Raw genomic sequence first — 17,816 nt, 5'->3', positions numbered from 1 at the left:
GGCGCGGCGGGCCGTGTCGACACGCAGGCGCTGATGCGGATCCGGAATCTGGAACTTCGCGCTCGGATCGTGGTTGAGGGGTTTCTAAGCGGGCTCCATCGCAGTCCCTATCACGGCTTTTCCGTCGAGTTCACCGAGTACCGCGCCTACACGCCGGGCGACGACCCCCGCTACATCGACTGGAAGGTGCTGGCCCGCAGCGACCGCGCCTATGTGAAGAAGTTCGAGGACGAGACGAATCTCCGCTGCCACCTGCTCGTCGACCGCAGCCGTTCGATGGAGTTCGGCACCGTCGGGTACGCGAAGGCGGAGTACGCGATCACGCTGGCGGCCACGCTGGCGCACTTTCTTGCGCACCAGGGCGACGCCGTCGGCCTCGTCTCCTTCGACGAAGCGGTGCGCGAGTACCTGCCCGCGCGGGCGCGCGGCGGTCATCTGCGGCAGATTCTGCACGCGCTGGAGAAACCCTCGGGCGGAAACTCCACGGATCTGATCGCACCTCTCGAACACGTGGCGCGGCTCGTGAGGAAACGAGGGCTGCTCGTGCTGATCTCCGACTTTCTTGCGCCGTTGGAGAAACTCGAGCCGAGCCTGGCGATGCTTGCGGCGTCGGGTCACGAGGTCGCCAATTTTCAGGTGCTCGACCCCGCGGAGACCACGCTCGATTTTCCGTCCTCGACGATGTTTGAGGACCTTGAGTCGGCGCGCGTCATGCATGCCGATCCGGCGACGGCACGCGCCGGCTACGTCGAGCGCTTCAACGCGCATGCCGCCGCGCTGGCGGAGTTGTGCGCGCGTCATGGCATCTCCCGCACGCGCCTGCTGACCTCGGATCCGCTGGACATTGCGCTGCTGGAATTTCTCCGGCGAAGGAAAAAGGCGGGTGCTGGACGCAGGGCGTCAGGAGGTGCGCCGTGAGTTTTCTCACCCCGCTCTTCATCCTCGGCGGGCTCGCGATCGCGCTGCCGGTGTTGTTTCACCTCTCGCGCCGGGCCACCCGCACCCGGACTCCCTTCAGTTCGCTCATGTTTCTGGCTCCGACAGCGCCGCGCCTGAAGCGGCGCAGCCGGCTGGAGCACTGGCTGCTGCTGACCCTGCGCTGCCTTGCGCTGATCCTGCTTGCGTTCGGTTTTGCGCGTCCGTTTCTCAGCGACGACTCAGCGATCGTCCCTCTCGCGGAGCGTCCGCGCCAGGTTGTTCTGCTGCTCGACACGAGCGCGAGCCTGCAGCGGGAGGGGTTGTGGACCGACGCGCTCTTCAAGGCGGACGAGGTGATTCGCTCCCTGCGACCCCTGGACCACCTTGCGGTGATCGCCTTCGGCCGCGAGGCGAGGATGGTTCTTGAATTTTCCGAGTGGGATTCCACGCCGCCCGACGCCCGGGCCACGCTGGCGCGCGCGCGGCTGGCCAGCCTCGCGCCAACCTGGGAGGGCACGCGGCTCGGCGAGGCGCTGGTGACCGCCGCGGAGGCTTTCGACGATGTCGATCAGGAGGGGAAGGATGGCGGATCCCGGGAGGTGGTGCTTGTGAGTGATGTCCAGGCGGGCAGCCGTCTGGAGGCGCTTCAGGCGTATGAGTGGCCCGCAGCTGTGCAGCTCCGGGTGGCGACCGCGCGGCCCGTGCGCGTCGGCAACGCCGGCGTGCAACTGCTCGCCGGCGCCGCGGCCGCGGATGCCAGGGGTGGAACTCCCATTCGTATCCGAGTTTCCAATACGAGCGACGCCACGGCCGACCAGTTCATGCTTGTGTGGAAACGCGGCGCGAACGCCGTCGGCAAACCGGTTCCGGTTTATGTTCCGCCCGGCCAGTCGCGCATCGTGACCATGGAGCCGCCGCGCGACACGGATGGCGTCGACAGGATCGAACTCAGCGGCGATGGCGCGGCGTTTGACAACACCGTGTTTGTCGTGCCGCCCGAGAGGCAACGGCTGCGCATCGGCTATTTTGGCGTCGAGGATGCGGCGGATCCGACCCAGCCCTTCTACTTTCTCAAACGGGCGCTGGAATCGTCGTCGCGGGTGCAGGTCGAACTCGTGCGGTCCCAGGGCGCGGAGCAGGCGCTCGCATCCGAAGCGGGAACAATTGAGGCCGGCTTCCTGACGGCTGCGACGTCGATCTCAACTGCAACGGCGCTGAGGTCGTGGATCGAATCCGGCAGGACGCTGCTCGTGGCGCCGAGGTCGCCGGAGGATGCCACGGCGCTGGCGCTGGCGCTCGCGCGCGTGGCGATGGCGGCGGCGGAAATCAAGCCGGCGGCCGGCGGCTATGCGATGTTGGGCGAGATTGATTTCACGCATCCGATTTTCGCTCCGTTTGCGGATCCCCGCTATTCGGACTTCACGAAGATCCACTTCTGGAAATACCGCCACCTGGATCAGGCCGCCTTTGCGAACGCCCGTGTGCTCGCGCGCTTCGACTCCGGTGACCCGGCATTGATGGAGATTCCGCTTGGCAGGGGGCGGATTCTCTGGCTCGCGTCCGGCTGGCAGCCCCAGGACAGCCAGCTCGCCGTGTCCACGAAGTTCGTGCCGCTCGTTTGGTCGCTGATGGACTACGCGAATGTCACCCGGCCGGAAATCTCGCAGTTTTTTGTCGGCGACGCGCTTCCGCTGCCGGCTTCGACGAAGCCCCTGACAATGGTGTCCGCCGATGGACGGCGGCAAACGGTCGCACCGGGAACCGGCAGTTTCAGCGCGACAAGGCTACCCGGGATCTATCGCGTCGAGGGTGACGGAAACGAGATGCGGTTCATGGTGAATCTGGATCCTGGCGAATCGAGAACGGAGGCGTTGTCGCTCGACGACCTGGAGCAACTCGGAGTGCCGGCGAAGAACGTGACGGGAGTGCGAACGGGCGGCGGCGGATCCGACGCGCCGGCCTCCAGGCATGCGGTCGAGATCGAAGGGAGCCAGAAACTGTGGCGGTGGTTCATTGCGGCAACCCTTGCGGTGCTGCTCACGGAAACGATCATCGCGGCGCGGGCACGTCGAATGTCAGTCGCCGCCGGGGAGGGAGTCGCGCCATGATGGACGTGTTTCTTCGCGAGAGACTGCGCGCTGTGTTCAAGCGCCTGCGGCTGCGCCGTCTTGGCTGGGAACTCGCGGCCGTATGGCTCGGCGGGGCCGGCGTCGGTGTGCTTGCGCTGATCGCCGCGCATGGACTCGGCTGGGCTGCCGGCGGCACGCTGTCGGTTGTGACCGCGCTGTCCATTGCAGGGGCGGCAGGCATTCTTGTCCGGCGACTCCTGGCGCGCCCGGACTATCGCGACCTGGCGCAGCGCGTGGAAAAGTCAGACTCCACGTTGAACGGACTCATTCTCACCGCCGTGCAGCAGGAGCCCGATGCCGAGGGGCGTCCGCGGAATTTTTTGCAGCAGGAGCTTCTGGCTGCGGCGATCGAAAAGGGTTCACAGGGAAACTGGCGGCGCCTCGTGCCCGGCTGGCAGATTGGCGCCGCGCATCTCGCGCAGGCTGCAGCTCTGGTGGTGCTGATTGTTGTCATGGTCAACGTCGACCGCGTGCTGCCGCGCCTGGAGGCGGGGCGGAAGACGATGGCGGTGGGACTCAGTGTGACGCCGGGTGACACCGCGATCGAGCGCGGGGAAACGCTGGTCGTGCTGGCGCGATTCGGTGGCAGCGTTCCCGGGCATGCGCAGTTGATCGTGAGCGAGTCGGGAAAACCGGAGAGAACCGTTCCCCTGGTGAGAAGCCTCTCGGATCCGGTGTTTGGCGGAACGATCGCCGATGTGACCGAGAATCTGCGCTACAGAATCGCCTACGGCGACCAGGCATCCCGGGAGTATGCGGTCACCGTCTTTGAGTTTCCGCGACTCGAGCGCTCGGATGCCGAGCTTGAATTCCCCGCGTATACGCGACAGGAGCCCAAGCGCATCGAGGACACGCGCCGCCTGAGCGCGGTGGAGGGCGCGCGGATTGGACTCACACTCCAGCTCAACAAGCCTGTGGCCGAGGCCAGACTCGTTGCGCGCGACAAGGAGGGAGGCGAACTTGCGCTGGTGCCGTCGAAGGACAAGGCGGTCGCGATGCTTCCGGCACGGGTGTTTGAACGCTCGATGACGTATGAGCTTCATCTCAAGGATGCCGACGGGCGGGCGAACAAACTCCCGGCATCGTTTGTCATCGAAGTCCAACCAAACCGCCGACCGGAACTGCGCTTGGTCTCTCCGCGCGGGGACCTGCGTCCGTCGCCGCTGGAGGAGATTTCCTTTCAGGGCACGGTCTGGGATGACTTTGGCAGTCCCAGTTATGGACTGGCGTATTCCATTGGCGGCGAAGAGCCGCAGTCGATCGAACTCGGACGCGACTCCACGCCGAGGGACCGCCGGTCGTTCAGCCGCCTCCTGCGCCTCGAGGATCTCCACTTGAAGCCGGACACGCTTATTTCCTGGCATCTGTGGGCTGACGACATCGGTCCGGACGGGCAGGTGCGTCGGACGACGAGCGACCTCTATTTTGGCGAGGTGCGGCCCTTCGATGAGATCTTCCGCGAGGAGACGGGCATGCAGGCTGAGAATATGGAGAGCGATCAAATGGGTCAGATGGGCAATGCCCAGCGACTCACGGAGCTCCAGAAGCAGATCATGTCGGCGACCTGGAAACTGCAGCGCGATCCCACGGGGAAGACCTACGCAGAGGATGTCCGGGTGGTGCGGGATTCGCAGGCCCAGGCGCTCAATCAGGCGCGCGAGGCCTCCGAGCAGAGTCCGCGTCCCGCCGACGCGGCGCTGTGGAGCGGTGTCGTGAAATCGATGGAGACGGCGGCCAGCCAGCTCAACGATTCGGAGGCCGCGCCGCAGCAATTGCGCGTGGCGTTGTCCTCCGAGCAGGCCGCCTACCAGGGCCTGCTCAGCCTCCAGCAGCACGAGACGGGCATCTCCCGCAGCCGGAGCCGCCGCGGCGGACAGGGCGGTCAGGGCAACCAGCAGCAATTGGATCAACTGGACCTGGCTCAGTCGGAGAACCGGTATGAGACGCAGCGGCAGGCCCGTTCGATGCAGGATCCGCAGCGTCGGGAGCAGGTTCAGACGATCAACCGACTCCAGGAGCTTGCGCAGCGCCAGGAGGCGGTGAACGAGCGGCTGAAGGAACTGCAGACGGCGCTTCAGGAGGCGCGCTCCGAGGAGAAACGCGAGGAGATTCGCCGCGAACTGAAGCGCCTGCAGGAGGAGCAGCGCGACATGCTGGCGGACGTCGATGATCTGCGGCAGCGCATGGACCGCCCGGAAAACCAGTCCCGCATGTCCGACGAGCGCAGGCAGCTCGAGCAGACGCGCCAGGAACTCCAGCGTTCGGCGGACGCGTCGGGCGAGGGAGCGGTCTCGCAGGCGCTGGCCGCGGGCACGCGCGCCCAGCGGGAACTTCAGGGCATGCGGGATTCGCTGCGCAAGGAGAACTCGAGCCAGTTCTCCGAGGAACTGCGCGAGCTTCGCGGCGAGGCGCGCGAACTGGAGCGGCGGCAGCAGGCGATCGGTGAGAAAATTTCCGGGCTGGCCGATCCGGCGAGGAAGTCCCTGTCCGACAAGTCCGAGCGCGAGCAACTGGCCGAGGAACTGAAGGGCCAGCGCGACCGCCTGGAGCAGGTCGTGAAACGCGCGACAGAAATTTCGGAGCAGGCCGAGCATACGGAGCCACTGGTTTCGCGACAGCTTTACGAGAGCCTTCGCAAAGTCAGCCAGGACGATGCGAACGTTTCGAAGCAGATGCAGCAGGATCTGCTGGCGGAAGGCATGATGACACGATCCCTCTATGAACGCCTGAAGGAGACGCAGCAGCGCGAGGGCGGACAGGCGTTTGACCTGACATCGGAACTTCTGCGCGAAGGCTATCTGCCGCAGGCGCTCAACGCGGAAAAGAAGGCCGGCGCGGGAGTCGCGGAGCTGCGACGCGGCGTGGAGAAGGCCGCCGGCAGCGTGCTTGGGGACGACGCCGAGGCGCTGCGCCATGCGCAGAAACAGCTCGACGAACTGACGGAACAGTTGATGCGCGAATCCGGAAAAGCCTCCGAAGAGGCGGGCCAGCTAGCGCAGGCGGAGGGTTCGAGGAATGAATCCGGCAAGGAGAACGCACCGGGAGGCGGAAAAGGAGCTAAGGGCGGTTCCAGGAGTGACGCGGAAGCCCGGTCCGAACAGGCTGGCTCTCCCAGTAAGGCGAGTGAGATTGAGCTGGCGCAGGCGGGCGGATCCCGGGCGGGCGGATCGCAGGCGGGGAGGGCGGAGGGCGCGCGTCGCGGAGGATTCGAGCTGAATCGCCTGCTGGACGGACGCGGACGGGCGGATCCCCGGGCGGACTTTTCGTCGAACGATGGCGGCCCAATCATGGGCGACGAGTATGGTCCCTGGGTGAACGGTCTGCGCGAGGTTGAGGATGTGCTCGATGATCGGGAGTTGCGCGATGCGGTTGCGACGGCGCGGGAGCGCGCGCGTCGCATGCGTCAGGAGTACCGGCATGACCGAACGAAGCCCGACTGGGCCGTGGTGCGCGCCGAAATCCTGCGTCCGCTCGTCGAGGTGCGCGACCGCATCAGCGAGGAGCTGGCCCGTCGGAACTCCGGTGATTCGCTGCTGCCTGTGGACCGTGATCCCGTTCCCGCGCGATTCACGGAATCGGTCCGCAAATACTACGAGGAGCTGGGAAGGAATCCATGACCGGGCTCCCAGGTTCATCCGCATACGCCTGGGCTTCGCTGACGCTGTCGGCCGATCAGTGGCTCTGGCCTCTGGCGGCGATTCTCGCGCTGGTCGGTGCCATCCTCGCGTGGAGCTACCTGCCCGCGCGTCAGGCGGGCGCCGTGCGCTGGTGGTGCCTGGGACTGAAGCTGGTAGGATTCGCCGCGCTGGCTGCGTGCCTGCTGGAGCCGCTGTGGCTTTCGCAGCGCGCGAGACAGGGGGCCAATTTCTTCGCGGTTGTCGCCGACAACAGCGAGGGACTCCAAATCCATGATGCCGGTGAGTCGCGCTCGCGCGGCGAGGTGCTGACGCGCCTGGTGGATGCAGGGACGACCGGATGGCAGAGCCGGCTGGCGGAGACCTTTGAGGTGCGGCGCTACCTGTTCGACTCGGCGCTGCACGCGACCACGGATTTTCGCGAACTCGACTTCAACGGCCGCGCATCGGGGATGATGGGAGCCTTGAGCTCGGTTCAGAAACGCTTTCAGGGAAGGCCGCTCGCGGGAATTCTCCTCTTTACCGATGGCAACGCGACCGACCTTCGCGGTGTGCTGCCGTCGCTCGAGGGAATGGCGCCGGTTTATCCCGTCGTCCTGGGAAACCCCGGGGCCATCAGAGACATATCGGTCCAGCAGGTCACTGTGAGCCAGACGGCGTTCGAGGATGCACCGGTGAACATACAGGCGGATGTCGGTGTCGCCGGTTTCAACGGACAGTCGATCAGCGCGCAGATCCAGGATGCGTCGGGCCGTGTTGTGCAGGAGCAGTCCCAGACGGCGGGCGGGCGTGGAGGCGCGATGACCTTTCGATTCACGCTGAAGCCGGAGGGCGCCGGGGTGTCGTTCTATCGACTGGCCGTGGGCCTGCGCGGCGCCTCGGGTGGCATCGCGGAGAAGTCGGATGAGGCGACGAAAGCGAACAACACCCGCGTGCTCGTTGTGGACCGGGGGCGCGGTCCGTATCGCGTGCTCTATGTCGCCGGCCGCCCGAACTGGGAGTTCAAGTTCTTGAATCGCGCCATTGAAATCGACCCGCAGGTTCAACTGGTCGCGTTGATCCGCGTGGCCAAGCGCGAGCCGAAGTTCGATTTTCGCGGACGCGCCGGCGAGACGAGCAACCCTCTCTACAGGGGCTTTGGGGAGCAGTCGGCCGAGGATGTCCAGCGCTACGATCAGCCGGTCCTGGTCCGCCTGAACACCAAGGACGAACAGGAGTTGAGGGGTGGATTCCCGAGAACGGCGGAGGAGCTCTATGCGTATGACGCGATCATCGTGGATGATCTCGAGGCGGAGTTCTTCGGAGTCGACCAGGCGCAGCTCGCCCAGAAGTTTGTTTCCGAACGCGGTGGTGGATTCCTGATGCTCGGGGGCATGGAGTCCTTCCAGCCCGGAGGGTATCATCGCACGCCCATTGGCGACATGCTGCCCGTCTATCTCGACCGGACGGACCCGCAGGTGCTCGAAGGGGCCAACGACTCTCGCGAGCCATCGCCGGTGCACTTTGAGCTGGCGCGCGAAGGGTGGCTGCAGGCCTGGGCGCGGCTCTATGACAATGAAACCCAGGAGCGCGCACGCATCGAGGGCATGCCTGCGTTTCGAGTTATGAACCGCGTGCGCGGCATCAAGCCGGGTGCGAGCCTCATCGCCACCGGGCGCGACGAGAATGGAGGCGAGTCGCCGGTGCTCGCGGTTCAGCGGTTTGGCCGCGGGCGCACGGCGGCGCTCATGGCGGGCGACCTCTGGCGCTGGGGGACGCGCGACGCCGACCGGCAGGAGCTGCTGGGAAAGGCCTGGCGCCAGCTTGCGCGATGGCTGGTGGCCGATGTGCCGCGGCGGGTTGAACTGCAGGTGGAGCCAGTTGCGGAAGATGCCAATGCAGCGGTCGCACTGGACGTGCGCGTGCGTGACGCGCGCTTTCAACCGGTGGAGGATGGTTCTGTGGCGATCGACGTTGAAACGCTGACAGTCGGTTCACCGGGTGAAATGAAGGCCGCACCGGTTCGCTTGCGCGCGGAGCCGTCGCAGCATGAGCCCGGGCTCTACTCCGCAAATTTTGTTCCCCGCTCAAACGGTGGCTTTCGCGCCACGGCCATCGTGACGAATCCCGCCGGAGCGGAAACGGGACGGGCGGTTTCGGGATGGAGCACGGATCTGGCGGCGGAGGAATTCAGGTCGCTCACGCCGAATGTTTCACTGCTGGAATCGATCGCCCAGAGAACCGGTGGCGAAGTGATTCGCGCGGCGGATCTGGACTCGTTTGTCCGTTCACTGCCTGAGAAGAAGGCTCCTGTCATGGAAACGCGCGCGCGTCCGCTCTGGCACACGCCGGCGATGTTTGCGCTGGCGCTGGCCTGCCTGATTGCGGAGTGGGGCCTGCGCCGATGGAAGGGGCTCGCATGATGAGAAGAGATGCGCCGCTGATTCACCTTGCGCGCTGTTTCGTTGCTGCGGCGGGAATCTGTCTGGCCTTCGCCGTGCAGGCGGCGGTTGAGTCACCCGATGCCGTCATCGTGGTCGGCGCGCCCGGCGAGCCTGCGTACGCGGATGCCTTCGATCGGCAGCTGAAATCCTGGAAAGCGGCGTTTGCGCGCGCGGGTGAGGGCAGGGTCATCATCATCGGAAAGACGGATCCTTTGCCGGCCGAGAACGATCTGAAGCGCGTGCAGGTTGCCATCACCGAGGCGGCGGGCGTTGCTGATCGCGAATTGTGGATAGTCCTGATCGGCCATGGCACCTTCGATGGGAAGGAAGCGTGGTTCAATCTCAATGGACCGGACTTGTCCGCGAGTGAACTTGCGAACTGGGCGAAGCCCTTGAAACGTCCGACCGCTGTCATCGCCGGCACCTCATCGAGTGCTCCGTTTCTTGCACGATTGTCGGCGCCGAACCGCGTTGTAGTGGTGGCCACGCGCAGCGGTTACGAGCAGAACTATGCGAGATTTGGCGGCTACTTTTCGGAGTCGGTCGCCGACCCGTCGGCGGACCTTGACCGCGACGGCCAGACATCGCTGCTCGAGGCATTCCTGAGCGCCTCGCACCGCACGGCCGAGTTTTACCGCAGCGAGGGCCGCCTCGCGACCGAGCATGCGTTGATCGACGACAACGGGGACGGACTCGGCACGCCCGCCGATTGGTTCCGCGGCACCCGGGCGTCAAGGAAGGCTGAGGGAGGAAAAACACTCGATGGCACCCGCGCCCGACAGTGGCACCTCGTGAGGAGCGCCGAGGAGGCGGCCTGGACACGGGACCGCCGCGCCCGCCGCGACGCGCTCGAGTCGGAAATCGAGGCGCTGCGCGACAGCAAATCCTCGCTGCCCGAGGCGGAATACTGGAAGCGACTTGAGAGCCTTCTGCTGGAACTCGCAAGAATCTACGACCCATCCGGAAACGCGACGTGAAGGAACGACGCATGCCCCATAATGCTCCGCCCCCCTGGAGTGCCACGCTCCGTCGTGACCTGGGACCGTACATCGCGCAACGGCGGCAGAAATTTTCCCAGAGAACGAGAGGCGCGAGGCAGATGAACGCAGCAGGACCGATCACCCGCAAGCGGCGGCGGCATTCCGTGGTCCGCCTCCGCCAACCCCGAAGCCTTTCAGGCTTCGTCGAACTTGCGGTTAAAGAGCGAATCCAGCTCGGCCAACATCTGAGGCGCGTCGTCGCCCGTGACGATGAATTTCACCTTAGAGCCCTTGCCCGCAGCCAGCATCATCAATCCCATGATGCTCTTGCCATTCACCTGCTCCTCATCCTTTTCGACGAAGACATCCGCCTTGAACTTGTTGGTCACGCGGACGATCATCGCTGCGGGACGCGCATGAATACCCATCTTGTTCTGCACGACCAACTCCTTCGTGAGTGACTGAACAGGTGCTGACGGGTCAATCTTGTCCATGCGTGTACCCCTGCAAACCATGGGACCTGCGCTTGGCTTGCAACCCAAAATCACCCGCCCACGATTCACCCCATGCCGCGCATCGCCATAATTGTCCCGTGTCGCCTCGAATCCACGCGATTTCCACGGAAGCTTCTCCATGAGATTCGAGGCAAGGCGCTGCTTCAATGGGTGGCAGAAAGGATCTCAAGCGTGGCACCTGAGTTTCCCCTTTATTTTGCGATCGATGACCCATCGCTCGCCGCACCGTTGAAATCCGGGGGATTCGCGACGATTCTGACAAAAGTGAGCCACGCGAGTGGCACCGATCGCATTGCCGAGGCCAATACTCAGATCGGCGCTGAGTTCGTGATCAATGTACAGGCGGATGAGCCTTTGGTCGGCCGCAGTCACATACTCGCCCTTTCAAACGCCATTCAGTCGGATGCGCCCATGGCAACTCTCGCCACGCGATTTTCGAAGGCCGTGGATTTCAACAATCCGAACCAAGTGAAGGTTGTGCTCGCTGGATCCAGGAAACGTGCACTCTATTTTTCACGCTCATGCATTCCGTTTGCCCGCGAGCTGGGTGGGCGGGTTGATGATCACTGGCTGACTGAGAACGCCTGCTATCGCCACATAGGGATGTATGCGTATCAAGCCGATATTCTGGAGAAGTTTGCATCACTTCCCATGGGCCGGCTTGAGCAGATTGAAAAACTCGAGCAACTTCGCGTCCTTGAGAATGGGTACGCGATTGCATGCGAACTGACCGAAGATCCAACGATCGGAGTCGATGTTCTGGAAGATGCCCACAAGTTTGAACGCTGGTTGGAGACTCGAAGCTAGTTGGTTGCAAGAAAACCTCCGGAATTCAGTTCCCAACCGCGGATCTTGCTAATCCTTTCAGCTTGATCGGTCATGCGCCGATGTTTGGAGGACCCCATCTTTCCAAACAATCGTTCTCATGATCATAGAATCCGCTGTACTGCCACAAGTAACGAAACTGTGGAAGAAATCCGTGCGCGAGGAAAAATTGCGCAAGGGTGTCATGATTGTCGATGATGAGCCCGCCTTTTGCGACATGCTCGCCGAAGTGATCTCTGCGATTGGCTACAAGACCTGGAAGGCAGGTTCTGCCGAGGAGGGACTGCACACCTGGGCGCGGGATGGTGGTGAAATCGGCCTTGTACTTGTCGATGTGGTCATGCCCTGTGTCGACGGGCTCACATTCATGGCAGAGCTGCGTGAGCGCGATCCGCGAATGCAGATAGTACTCGTGAGCGGACGTTTGAATGAGGATACGCGCTGGCTGGCGAGCGAGAGTGACTGCCTGTTTGTTCAAAAACCTTTCGAGGTCTCAGAAATGACCGAGCTCATCGAGGGACTGCTTGGATCCCTCTCATCCTCGGAGGACTAGAGCCTCGCGGTGCCGTCATGGACGAAAATTTCCTCCTCACCCTCGAGGTCCTGAAATACAGTCCGGAGGTTCGGGCGGGTGCATGCGTGCATGGCGTGCTCGCGCTCAAGAACACATCCTCAGGCACCTACCTGGCCGTCAGTGAAGCCCAGCGGCTGACTCTTGAGGTCTTTCGCACACCACAGACCGTTCCGAACATGCTGGGCAGGGCGATCCTCAATCGGACCTGTTTGGAATTGAGCGAATTCTACGAACTCATCCTCAAGGCCCACCGCGCCGGCATCCTGATAGGTGACAGCAAGCCCGCATTCACTCCGGCACCCAAGCCTTCCCCTGGCTGGCCGAGGCTGCCATCACAGGTGTCAATCGCGGTCGCCGCCATTTCTGGAATGGGTTTTCTCGCGGCGATCGCCTTCTCGCCTGTCACGCTGCCGACACAGATTCTTGATCTGTTGATTGGCTGGGTTGTCTGGGGCGCCTCGCTGTCGCTCGGATTTTTGGCCGGTGCGGCCACGCTTCATCACGCCGGAGGGCGGTTCCCTCCACCTGAAATGATGAGTGTGCGACCGGTTCCTCATCTCCATGTCGACCTGTGTGATTCAGTCCTCCAGCCGGTTTCAGTTCGCTCCGCCATCGAGTTGGCCTGCATGGCACCGTTGCTCGCCTCGGCCGCGTTAGCCTGTGCGTTCAAGCAGCCGTGGGCGCTGTTTCCCGTTGCCGGCGCAATCATTGCATTGAATCCATGGCTTGGCCCCATGGCCAGATGGCGCGCACTCTGGTCCAAGCATCCTTGGATCGATACCGATCGCGATTTCATTTTTTCGACAAACCGCCAGCCCAGACGCAGAATCAGGGCATTCCGCCGCCACCTCGATGGTGAAGCGCTTGCGATTCTCCTTTCAATGAGCCTCCTGTGGCTGGCTGTCGCGGCTCACGTGCTGTTCAACGCCATCGCCCTGCCATGGCTCGATCTCCTGGACAATGCGAGCGTGTGGGAGCGGGCCGGCATCGTTTCCGGCGCCATAGTGGCGGTATTTGTGGTCGGAGCGTTGATCTGGATTGCGTCCACTTTCTCGAAGCGCCGGGGAACCCGCCTGATAAGGAACGCCATTCGTCAATCCCGTCGCTGGAAAGTCCACCCATCAGGAAGACTGGCGCAGGCTGAGATAATGAAGGCGATGTCGCGAAGCCCGCTTTTCCGCTCCGTTGGCATGCAGAAGCAACTGGAGGTTTCGAGACGGTTTCAACTGAAGCGCTTCAAGCCATGGCGTTCACTTTCGGACTCAGGGGAGCCCGCGACGGTCGGACTGATTGTCCGGGGCACCGCGTCGGTCGTTCGATACGACGGCAGGGGTCGCGCGGGGAGGACCCGGTTCATCTCCGAAGGTGACATGTTCGGTGTTCATGGTTTCGTGGATCCGGCCGAAAATCGAATGGAGATGCGGAGCCGCACGCCGTTGCTCGCACTGACCCTCCCGGGAAAATTTTTTCAGGAAAGGATTGTTCAGCACCTGGGTGTCATCCGCATCATGGGTCTGACCGAAATCTGCTCCCTGCTGCGTTCACTGCCACTGTGCTCCGGCTGGCAACTGGCATCCGTCATGCGCCTTGCAGACATTGCAAGAATGCGGACCTTTGAAGCGGGTGAGCGAATCGTCCGCTACGGGGAGGATCCAAGAACATTTCACATCGTATGGGAGGGAAGCGTGCAAAAGGCTCTGCAGGGCAGGATCCTCGAGCAACTTGAGGAAGGCGATGCGTTCGGTGAAACGGAGCTTCTGCAGAACAGCGCGGCGACCACGGATGCAATTGCCGCGACGCCGACGCGCTGCCTGTGCGTCTCCCGCGTCGATTTCATCCGCTTTGTGACCCACAATCACAAGGTGGCCCTGTCATTTGAAGCCAGATCGTCGCGCCGCCTTGGGCGCCCCATATTTCCCCTGCAGGCATCGTTCGACATTCGCTAGCCATGACGGGCAGCGTGCCGGCACCTATCGCGCCCGCGGGTGAAGTCTTGGCAAAAACATGGTGAGAAGGCCGAGCAGCGGCAGGTAGGCGCAGACTCTGAACACGAACTGTATGCTGGTGTGATCGGCAAGCTGTCCGAGGGCGGCGGAGCCTATTCCAGCCATGCCGAAGGAAAGGCCGAAGAAAAGGCCCGATACAAGACCGACTTTTCCGGGCACCAGTTCCTGCGCGTAAACGATGATGGCGGAAAACGCCGAGGCCAGCACAAGGCCGACAATCATGCTGAGAAACACCGTCGCATGCAGTCCGACATGCGGGAGCAGCAGGGTGAATGGGGCGATGCCGAGGATGGAGATCCAGATGACGATCTTGCGACCCACCCGATCGCCCACCGGACCTCCGATGATGGTGCCGGCCGCCACGGCAAACAGGAACAGAAAGAGGAGGATCTGCGCACTCGCCGGCTGCACATGAAACCTGTCGATGAGGTAGAAGGTGAAGTAGCTCGTGAGGCTGCTCAGGTAGATGAATTTTGAAAATACAAGCACGATGAGCACCAGCAAGGCGCGTATGGTCACCCCCGTGCCGAAAGGCATCCGGGCTCCGGATGCGCGCGGTGACCTCGAGGACCGGAGCGTCTCGAGATGAGCGCGATACCATCCTCCCACGCGAAGCAGGATGCCAATGGCCAGGATCGCGAGAGGTGCGAACCAAAGCGTGCGGGACTGGCCTCCCGACATCACCAGGACCGCTGCAAGCAGCGGCCCGAGGGAGCTTCCCAGGTTGCCTCCGACCTGGAAAAGCGACTGCGCAAGTCCGAATCGTCCGCCCGAAGCAAGCCGGGCCAGGCGCGAGGCCTCGGGATGAAACACCGCAGACCCGAATCCGATGAGGACCGAGCTCAGAAGCACATAGGAGTAACTGGGCGCGCGCGACAGGCACACGATGCCCAGCAGGGTGACGGACATTCCAATTCCGAGAGAGAAGGGGAACGGCCGCCGATCCGTCACACTACCAATCAGCGGCTGCAGGAGCGATGCCGTGCCCTGGAAGGCAAAGGTGATGAGCCCGACCTGGGCGAAACTCAGGGAGAAAGTCTGCTTCAGCAGCGGGTAGATCGCCGGAAGCATTCCCTGGATCGTATCATTGAGCAGGTGGGAGACACTGAGTGCGGTCAGTATGCCGATGGCGGTGGAATCAGCAGAATTGGCGGCGATTGCTGGCGCGGTGGTGGCGCGGGACATTCCTCCTGATTAGCGAGCTTTCGATCGCCGGCAAATTATTCAGTGACGTTCACTCGGTGTCGCCTGCATGCGCTTGGATTCAACAATCCAGATGGCCAGAGCCAGCAGCGTCAGGCTGGAGATCAGCTTGATGGGGTCCGAATGCTCATGAAAAACCACGAGCGAGCAGATGATGCCCAGGGGAATTTTCAGGTTGTTGAATACGCTCAAAGTTCCGGCGTTTACGCGCGTCGCTCCCAGGTTCCAGAGGAAAAACCCCAATCCCGATGCGATCGCGCCCAGATAGAAAAGCACCAGCATCTGCGCGGTCGTTGGCGCAAAATCCGCCCATGATGAGGTCACCGATGACATCACCCCAGTCACCGCAGCCGCCCCGGCAGCAGGCCAGGCGAACAACTGATGGTCCATGATCCCTGAAGGGATCGTTGATCGCAAACGACGATAGAACACCTGACCGGTCGCAAAACAGAGGTTTGAGCACTGTACCAGGAGAAATCCCGCCGCGAGATCCGCCGCGTTCGTCTGACGCCAGGTGACAACCGCCCCGCCAGCAACCGCGAGCGCGCCCGCAATCAGAAAACGCGCACGCCATCGCCTTTCGATGATGGCGTCAATGAGAGTCAGGTAAATGGGAGTGAGGATCGTGAAAAGTGCGACTTCGTGCGCCTGCAGGTGCCTGAACGCGTGCAGGTACAGGATGTACATGAATCCAAATTGGATTGCTCCAACTGCAAACAGCCGTGCGACCATTGCTGCTCCCAACGCACGTGGTTTCAGGAAGGGCAGGAACACTGCCGTGGCGATTGCCATGCGAACGAAGGCCACGAACACGGGATCGATGTCGGTCTGGCGCCCATTGATCAGACCAAAGGAGAATGCCCAGATGAATGAAACGAGCAGCAGCCAGAGCATGCCGGAAACGATCAAACGCGGAAGATGGCCCCAAGTTTTCGGCCAAGAAGGATGGTCATGCCGGCAATGGTGATGCCCAGGAAAACCATCGCCCAGACTCCCAGCGCGCTGGCTATGAATTTTCCGTCACCGAGCAACTGCAGCAGCTCGAGAATCGCCTTTGTGATCGGGTAGTAGGCCTGCTTTTGCGCGAGGATGAGCGAGTCGCTGACCTCGAGCATTGCGAACGCGAAAGCGAGCAGCCCTCCGGCAATCAGATTTGCCGTGATCAGGGGCAGGGTCACCTTGTACAATGCCCGAAGTGGTGATGCACCCATGTTCTGCGCCGCCTCCTCGAGAGTTTCACTCGTCTGCTGAAAACCGGCCGCCGCCGAACGCACGACATAGGGAAGGCGCCGGACCGAATAGGCGATGATCAGCAGGATCGTGGGATCCCGGGTGGGATTGAGGAACGAAAAGAACCGCCCATCCTGCGACATTGCCAGGTAACCAAAGGCCAGAACCAAGCCGGGTACGGCAAGCGGAAGCATCGCCAGGAAATCAAGCACCTGCCGGCCTGCGACCTTTGAGCGAACCACAACGTAGGCGATCGCGATGCCCAGGATCACATCAAGGATCGTGGAAATGCTTGCGAACTTGAGGCTGTTCGCAATCGCGGGTACCGTGAGATCGTGCCCGAGCGCGATATCGAAATTTTTCAGCGTAAAGCTGCGCGGCAGAATTGTTGCGTACCAATCATCTGAGAATGCGACAAGCACCACGCCCAGGTGGGGAAGTATCGCCAGGAAGGTGATGCCAGCGAAGGCCCCGGCGCAAAGCCACGACACCAGGCGTCCCGCCCTGCGCGGTCCTCCGCTCGTGGTCGCCTTTGCCATCATCGCATAGTTCTGGCGTCCGAAAAGTCCCTTGCCCAAGGCATAGAGCAGTGTCGTCGACACCAGCATGGCCGCGACCAGCGCATAGGGAAATGGATTCCCGCCAATGTCCTTCAGGCCATAAAAAATCTGCACGCTCGTCAGACGAGAGTAGTCGAACACAAGCGGCGTGCCCAGCTCGGTGAACGCCCAGATGAAAACTATCGTCCCTCCTGCAAAGAGTCCCGGTTTGATCAGCGGCAGGGTGATCAGTCGGAAGCGCCGAAACCCGGTGCAGCCCAGATTCTGTGCGGCCTCCTCCATCGCTGGATCAATGTTTGCCAGTGCGGCCACACAATTCAGGTACAGAATTGGGTAAAGGGTGAGCGCGTTGACGATCGCAATGCCGCCGAACTGATGCAGGGCGAACCAGTCGTAGGTCCATCCCTCAGGACGCACGCCAAGCCCGATGAGCAGTGAGTTGAACGCACCGTACTGACCGAAGATCTGCTTGATCCCGATGGCGCCGACAAAGGGAGGCAGTATCATCGGGATCAAGACCAGCGAGCTGAGCAGCGACTTGCCGGGGAACAGGTATCGGTCGCTGATGAATGCCAGCGGCACAGCGATGATCAAGGCCAGCCCCGTCGTCAGGCAGGCCAGCAGAAACGAATTGGCCAGCCCCTCACGGTAGAGCGGATCCGCCAGGAGAGCGAAGAAGTAGGCGAAGGTGAGTCTTCCGTCCGCATCCACAAAACCGCCCTTGAGGATCTGAAGAATTGGCCAGAGGAAGAAGGCCGTAAAGAAGAGCGCCGTAACGAGAAATACGATACGGGCAAGGGACTTGGACATGCTGCCAG

At 62.6% G+C, this 17,816-nt stretch carries 12 protein-coding genes; 8 read left to right on the top strand and 4 right to left on the bottom strand.

All coding sequences use genetic code 11. From position 1 onward, the window contains the following. The first annotated feature begins 33 nt into the window (after nucleotides 1-33). Genes HS122_11395 through HS122_11375 form a run of 5 tightly spaced genes read left to right on the top strand, consistent with a single transcriptional unit; the run spans nucleotide 34 to nucleotide 10,082 of the window. Nucleotides 34-918, top strand: coding sequence for a DUF58 domain-containing protein (locus tag HS122_11395; protein MBE7539005.1), 885 nt, complete (start codon nucleotides 34-36; stop codon nucleotides 916-918). Then, nucleotides 915-3,026: a BatA domain-containing protein gene (locus HS122_11390; protein MBE7539004.1), complete on the top strand. Its 2,112-nt coding sequence runs from the start codon at nucleotides 915-917 to the stop codon at nucleotides 3,024-3,026. Before HS122_11395 ends, HS122_11390 begins: the two co-directional genes overlap by 4 nt. Beyond that, nucleotides 3,023-6,664: a hypothetical protein gene (locus tag HS122_11385; protein MBE7539003.1), complete on the top strand. Its 3,642-nt coding sequence runs from the start codon at nucleotides 3,023-3,025 to the stop codon at nucleotides 6,662-6,664. The genes HS122_11390 and HS122_11385 overlap by 4 nt, the downstream gene beginning before the upstream one ends. Continuing rightward, on the top strand, nucleotides 6,661-9,084 hold the full coding sequence (locus HS122_11380) for a hypothetical protein (protein ID MBE7539002.1): 2,424 nt from the start codon (nucleotides 6,661-6,663) through the stop codon (nucleotides 9,082-9,084). Before HS122_11385 ends, HS122_11380 begins: the two co-directional genes overlap by 4 nt. Continuing rightward, nucleotides 9,081-10,082, top strand: a complete 1,002-nt coding sequence (locus HS122_11375; GenBank protein ID MBE7539001.1) for a hypothetical protein — start codon at nucleotides 9,081-9,083, stop codon at nucleotides 10,080-10,082. The genes HS122_11380 and HS122_11375 overlap by 4 nt, the downstream gene beginning before the upstream one ends. Nucleotides 10,083-10,279: 197 nt before the next feature. Here HS122_11375 and HS122_11370 read toward each other — a convergent pair whose 3' ends face one another. After that, nucleotides 10,280-10,579 (bottom strand): HPr family phosphocarrier protein, encoded by a 300-nt coding sequence (locus tag HS122_11370; GenBank protein MBE7539000.1) that lies wholly within the window; start codon nucleotides 10,577-10,579, stop codon nucleotides 10,280-10,282. A 72-nt stretch (nucleotides 10,580-10,651) separates the two neighbouring features. Between HS122_11370 and kdsB the strand changes: the two genes are divergently transcribed. From kdsB to HS122_11355, 3 genes are all read left to right on the top strand, one after another. After that, entirely contained in the window at nucleotides 10,652-11,407 is a 756-nt protein-coding gene (gene kdsB, locus HS122_11365) for a 3-deoxy-manno-octulosonate cytidylyltransferase (protein MBE7538999.1), read from the top strand. Between the two features lie 118 nt (nucleotides 11,408-11,525). Next, nucleotides 11,526-11,978: a response regulator gene (locus tag HS122_11360; protein ID MBE7538998.1), complete on the top strand. Its 453-nt coding sequence runs from the start codon at nucleotides 11,526-11,528 to the stop codon at nucleotides 11,976-11,978. A gap of 17 nt (nucleotides 11,979-11,995) precedes the next feature. Further along, nucleotides 11,996-13,945 (top strand): cyclic nucleotide-binding domain-containing protein, encoded by a 1,950-nt coding sequence (locus HS122_11355; protein ID MBE7538997.1) that lies wholly within the window; start codon nucleotides 11,996-11,998, stop codon nucleotides 13,943-13,945. Nucleotides 13,946-13,969: 24 nt separating this feature from the next. Here HS122_11355 and HS122_11350 read toward each other — a convergent pair whose 3' ends face one another. The 3 genes from HS122_11350 to HS122_11340 are packed head-to-tail and all read right to left on the bottom strand — an operon-like array spanning nucleotide 13,970 to nucleotide 17,808. Beyond that, on the bottom strand, nucleotides 13,970-15,190 hold the full coding sequence (locus HS122_11350) for an MFS transporter (GenBank protein MBE7538996.1): 1,221 nt from the start codon (nucleotides 15,188-15,190) through the stop codon (nucleotides 13,970-13,972). A gap of 39 nt (nucleotides 15,191-15,229) precedes the next feature. Beyond that, on the bottom strand, nucleotides 15,230-16,102 hold the full coding sequence (locus tag HS122_11345) for an EamA family transporter (protein MBE7538995.1): 873 nt from the start codon (nucleotides 16,100-16,102) through the stop codon (nucleotides 15,230-15,232). A gap of 11 nt (nucleotides 16,103-16,113) precedes the next feature. Continuing rightward, nucleotides 16,114-17,808, bottom strand: a complete 1,695-nt coding sequence (locus tag HS122_11340; protein MBE7538994.1) for an iron ABC transporter permease — start codon at nucleotides 17,806-17,808, stop codon at nucleotides 16,114-16,116. Nucleotides 17,809-17,816 lie beyond the last annotated feature (8 nt).

This window comes from Opitutaceae bacterium, assembly GCA_015075305.1.
In the GTDB taxonomy this organism is placed as follows: domain Bacteria; phylum Verrucomicrobiota; class Verrucomicrobiia; order Opitutales; family Opitutaceae; genus UBA6669.
Note: the sequence above shows the minus strand (reverse complement) of the source record. Positions and strands in the feature narration are given on the sequence as shown.

Excerpts from the sequence above, each read along its gene's own strand:
- HS122_11395 (MBE7539005.1), top strand. The coding sequence starts at position 34 with ATGCGGATCCGGAATCTGGAACTTCGCGCTCGGATCGTGGTTGAGGGG.
- HS122_11385 (MBE7539003.1), top strand. The coding sequence starts at position 3,023 with ATGATGGACGTGTTTCTTCGCGAGAGACTGCGCGCTGTGTTCAAGCGC.
- HS122_11380 (MBE7539002.1), top strand. The coding sequence starts at position 6,661 with ATGACCGGGCTCCCAGGTTCATCCGCATACGCCTGGGCTTCGCTGACG.
- HS122_11375 (MBE7539001.1), top strand. The coding sequence starts at position 9,081 with ATGATGAGAAGAGATGCGCCGCTGATTCACCTTGCGCGCTGTTTCGTT.
- HS122_11370 (MBE7539000.1), bottom strand. The coding sequence starts at position 10,579 with ATGGACAAGATTGACCCGTCAGCACCTGTTCAGTCACTCACGAAGGAG.
- kdsB (MBE7538999.1), top strand. The coding sequence starts at position 10,652 with ATGCCGCGCATCGCCATAATTGTCCCGTGTCGCCTCGAATCCACGCGA.
- HS122_11360 (MBE7538998.1), top strand. The coding sequence starts at position 11,526 with ATGATCATAGAATCCGCTGTACTGCCACAAGTAACGAAACTGTGGAAG.
- HS122_11355 (MBE7538997.1), top strand. The coding sequence starts at position 11,996 with ATGGACGAAAATTTCCTCCTCACCCTCGAGGTCCTGAAATACAGTCCG.
- HS122_11350 (MBE7538996.1), bottom strand. The coding sequence starts at position 15,190 with ATGTCCCGCGCCACCACCGCGCCAGCAATCGCCGCCAATTCTGCTGAT.
- HS122_11345 (MBE7538995.1), bottom strand. The coding sequence starts at position 16,102 with ATGCTCTGGCTGCTGCTCGTTTCATTCATCTGGGCATTCTCCTTTGGT.
- HS122_11340 (MBE7538994.1), bottom strand. The coding sequence starts at position 17,808 with ATGTCCAAGTCCCTTGCCCGTATCGTATTTCTCGTTACGGCGCTCTTC.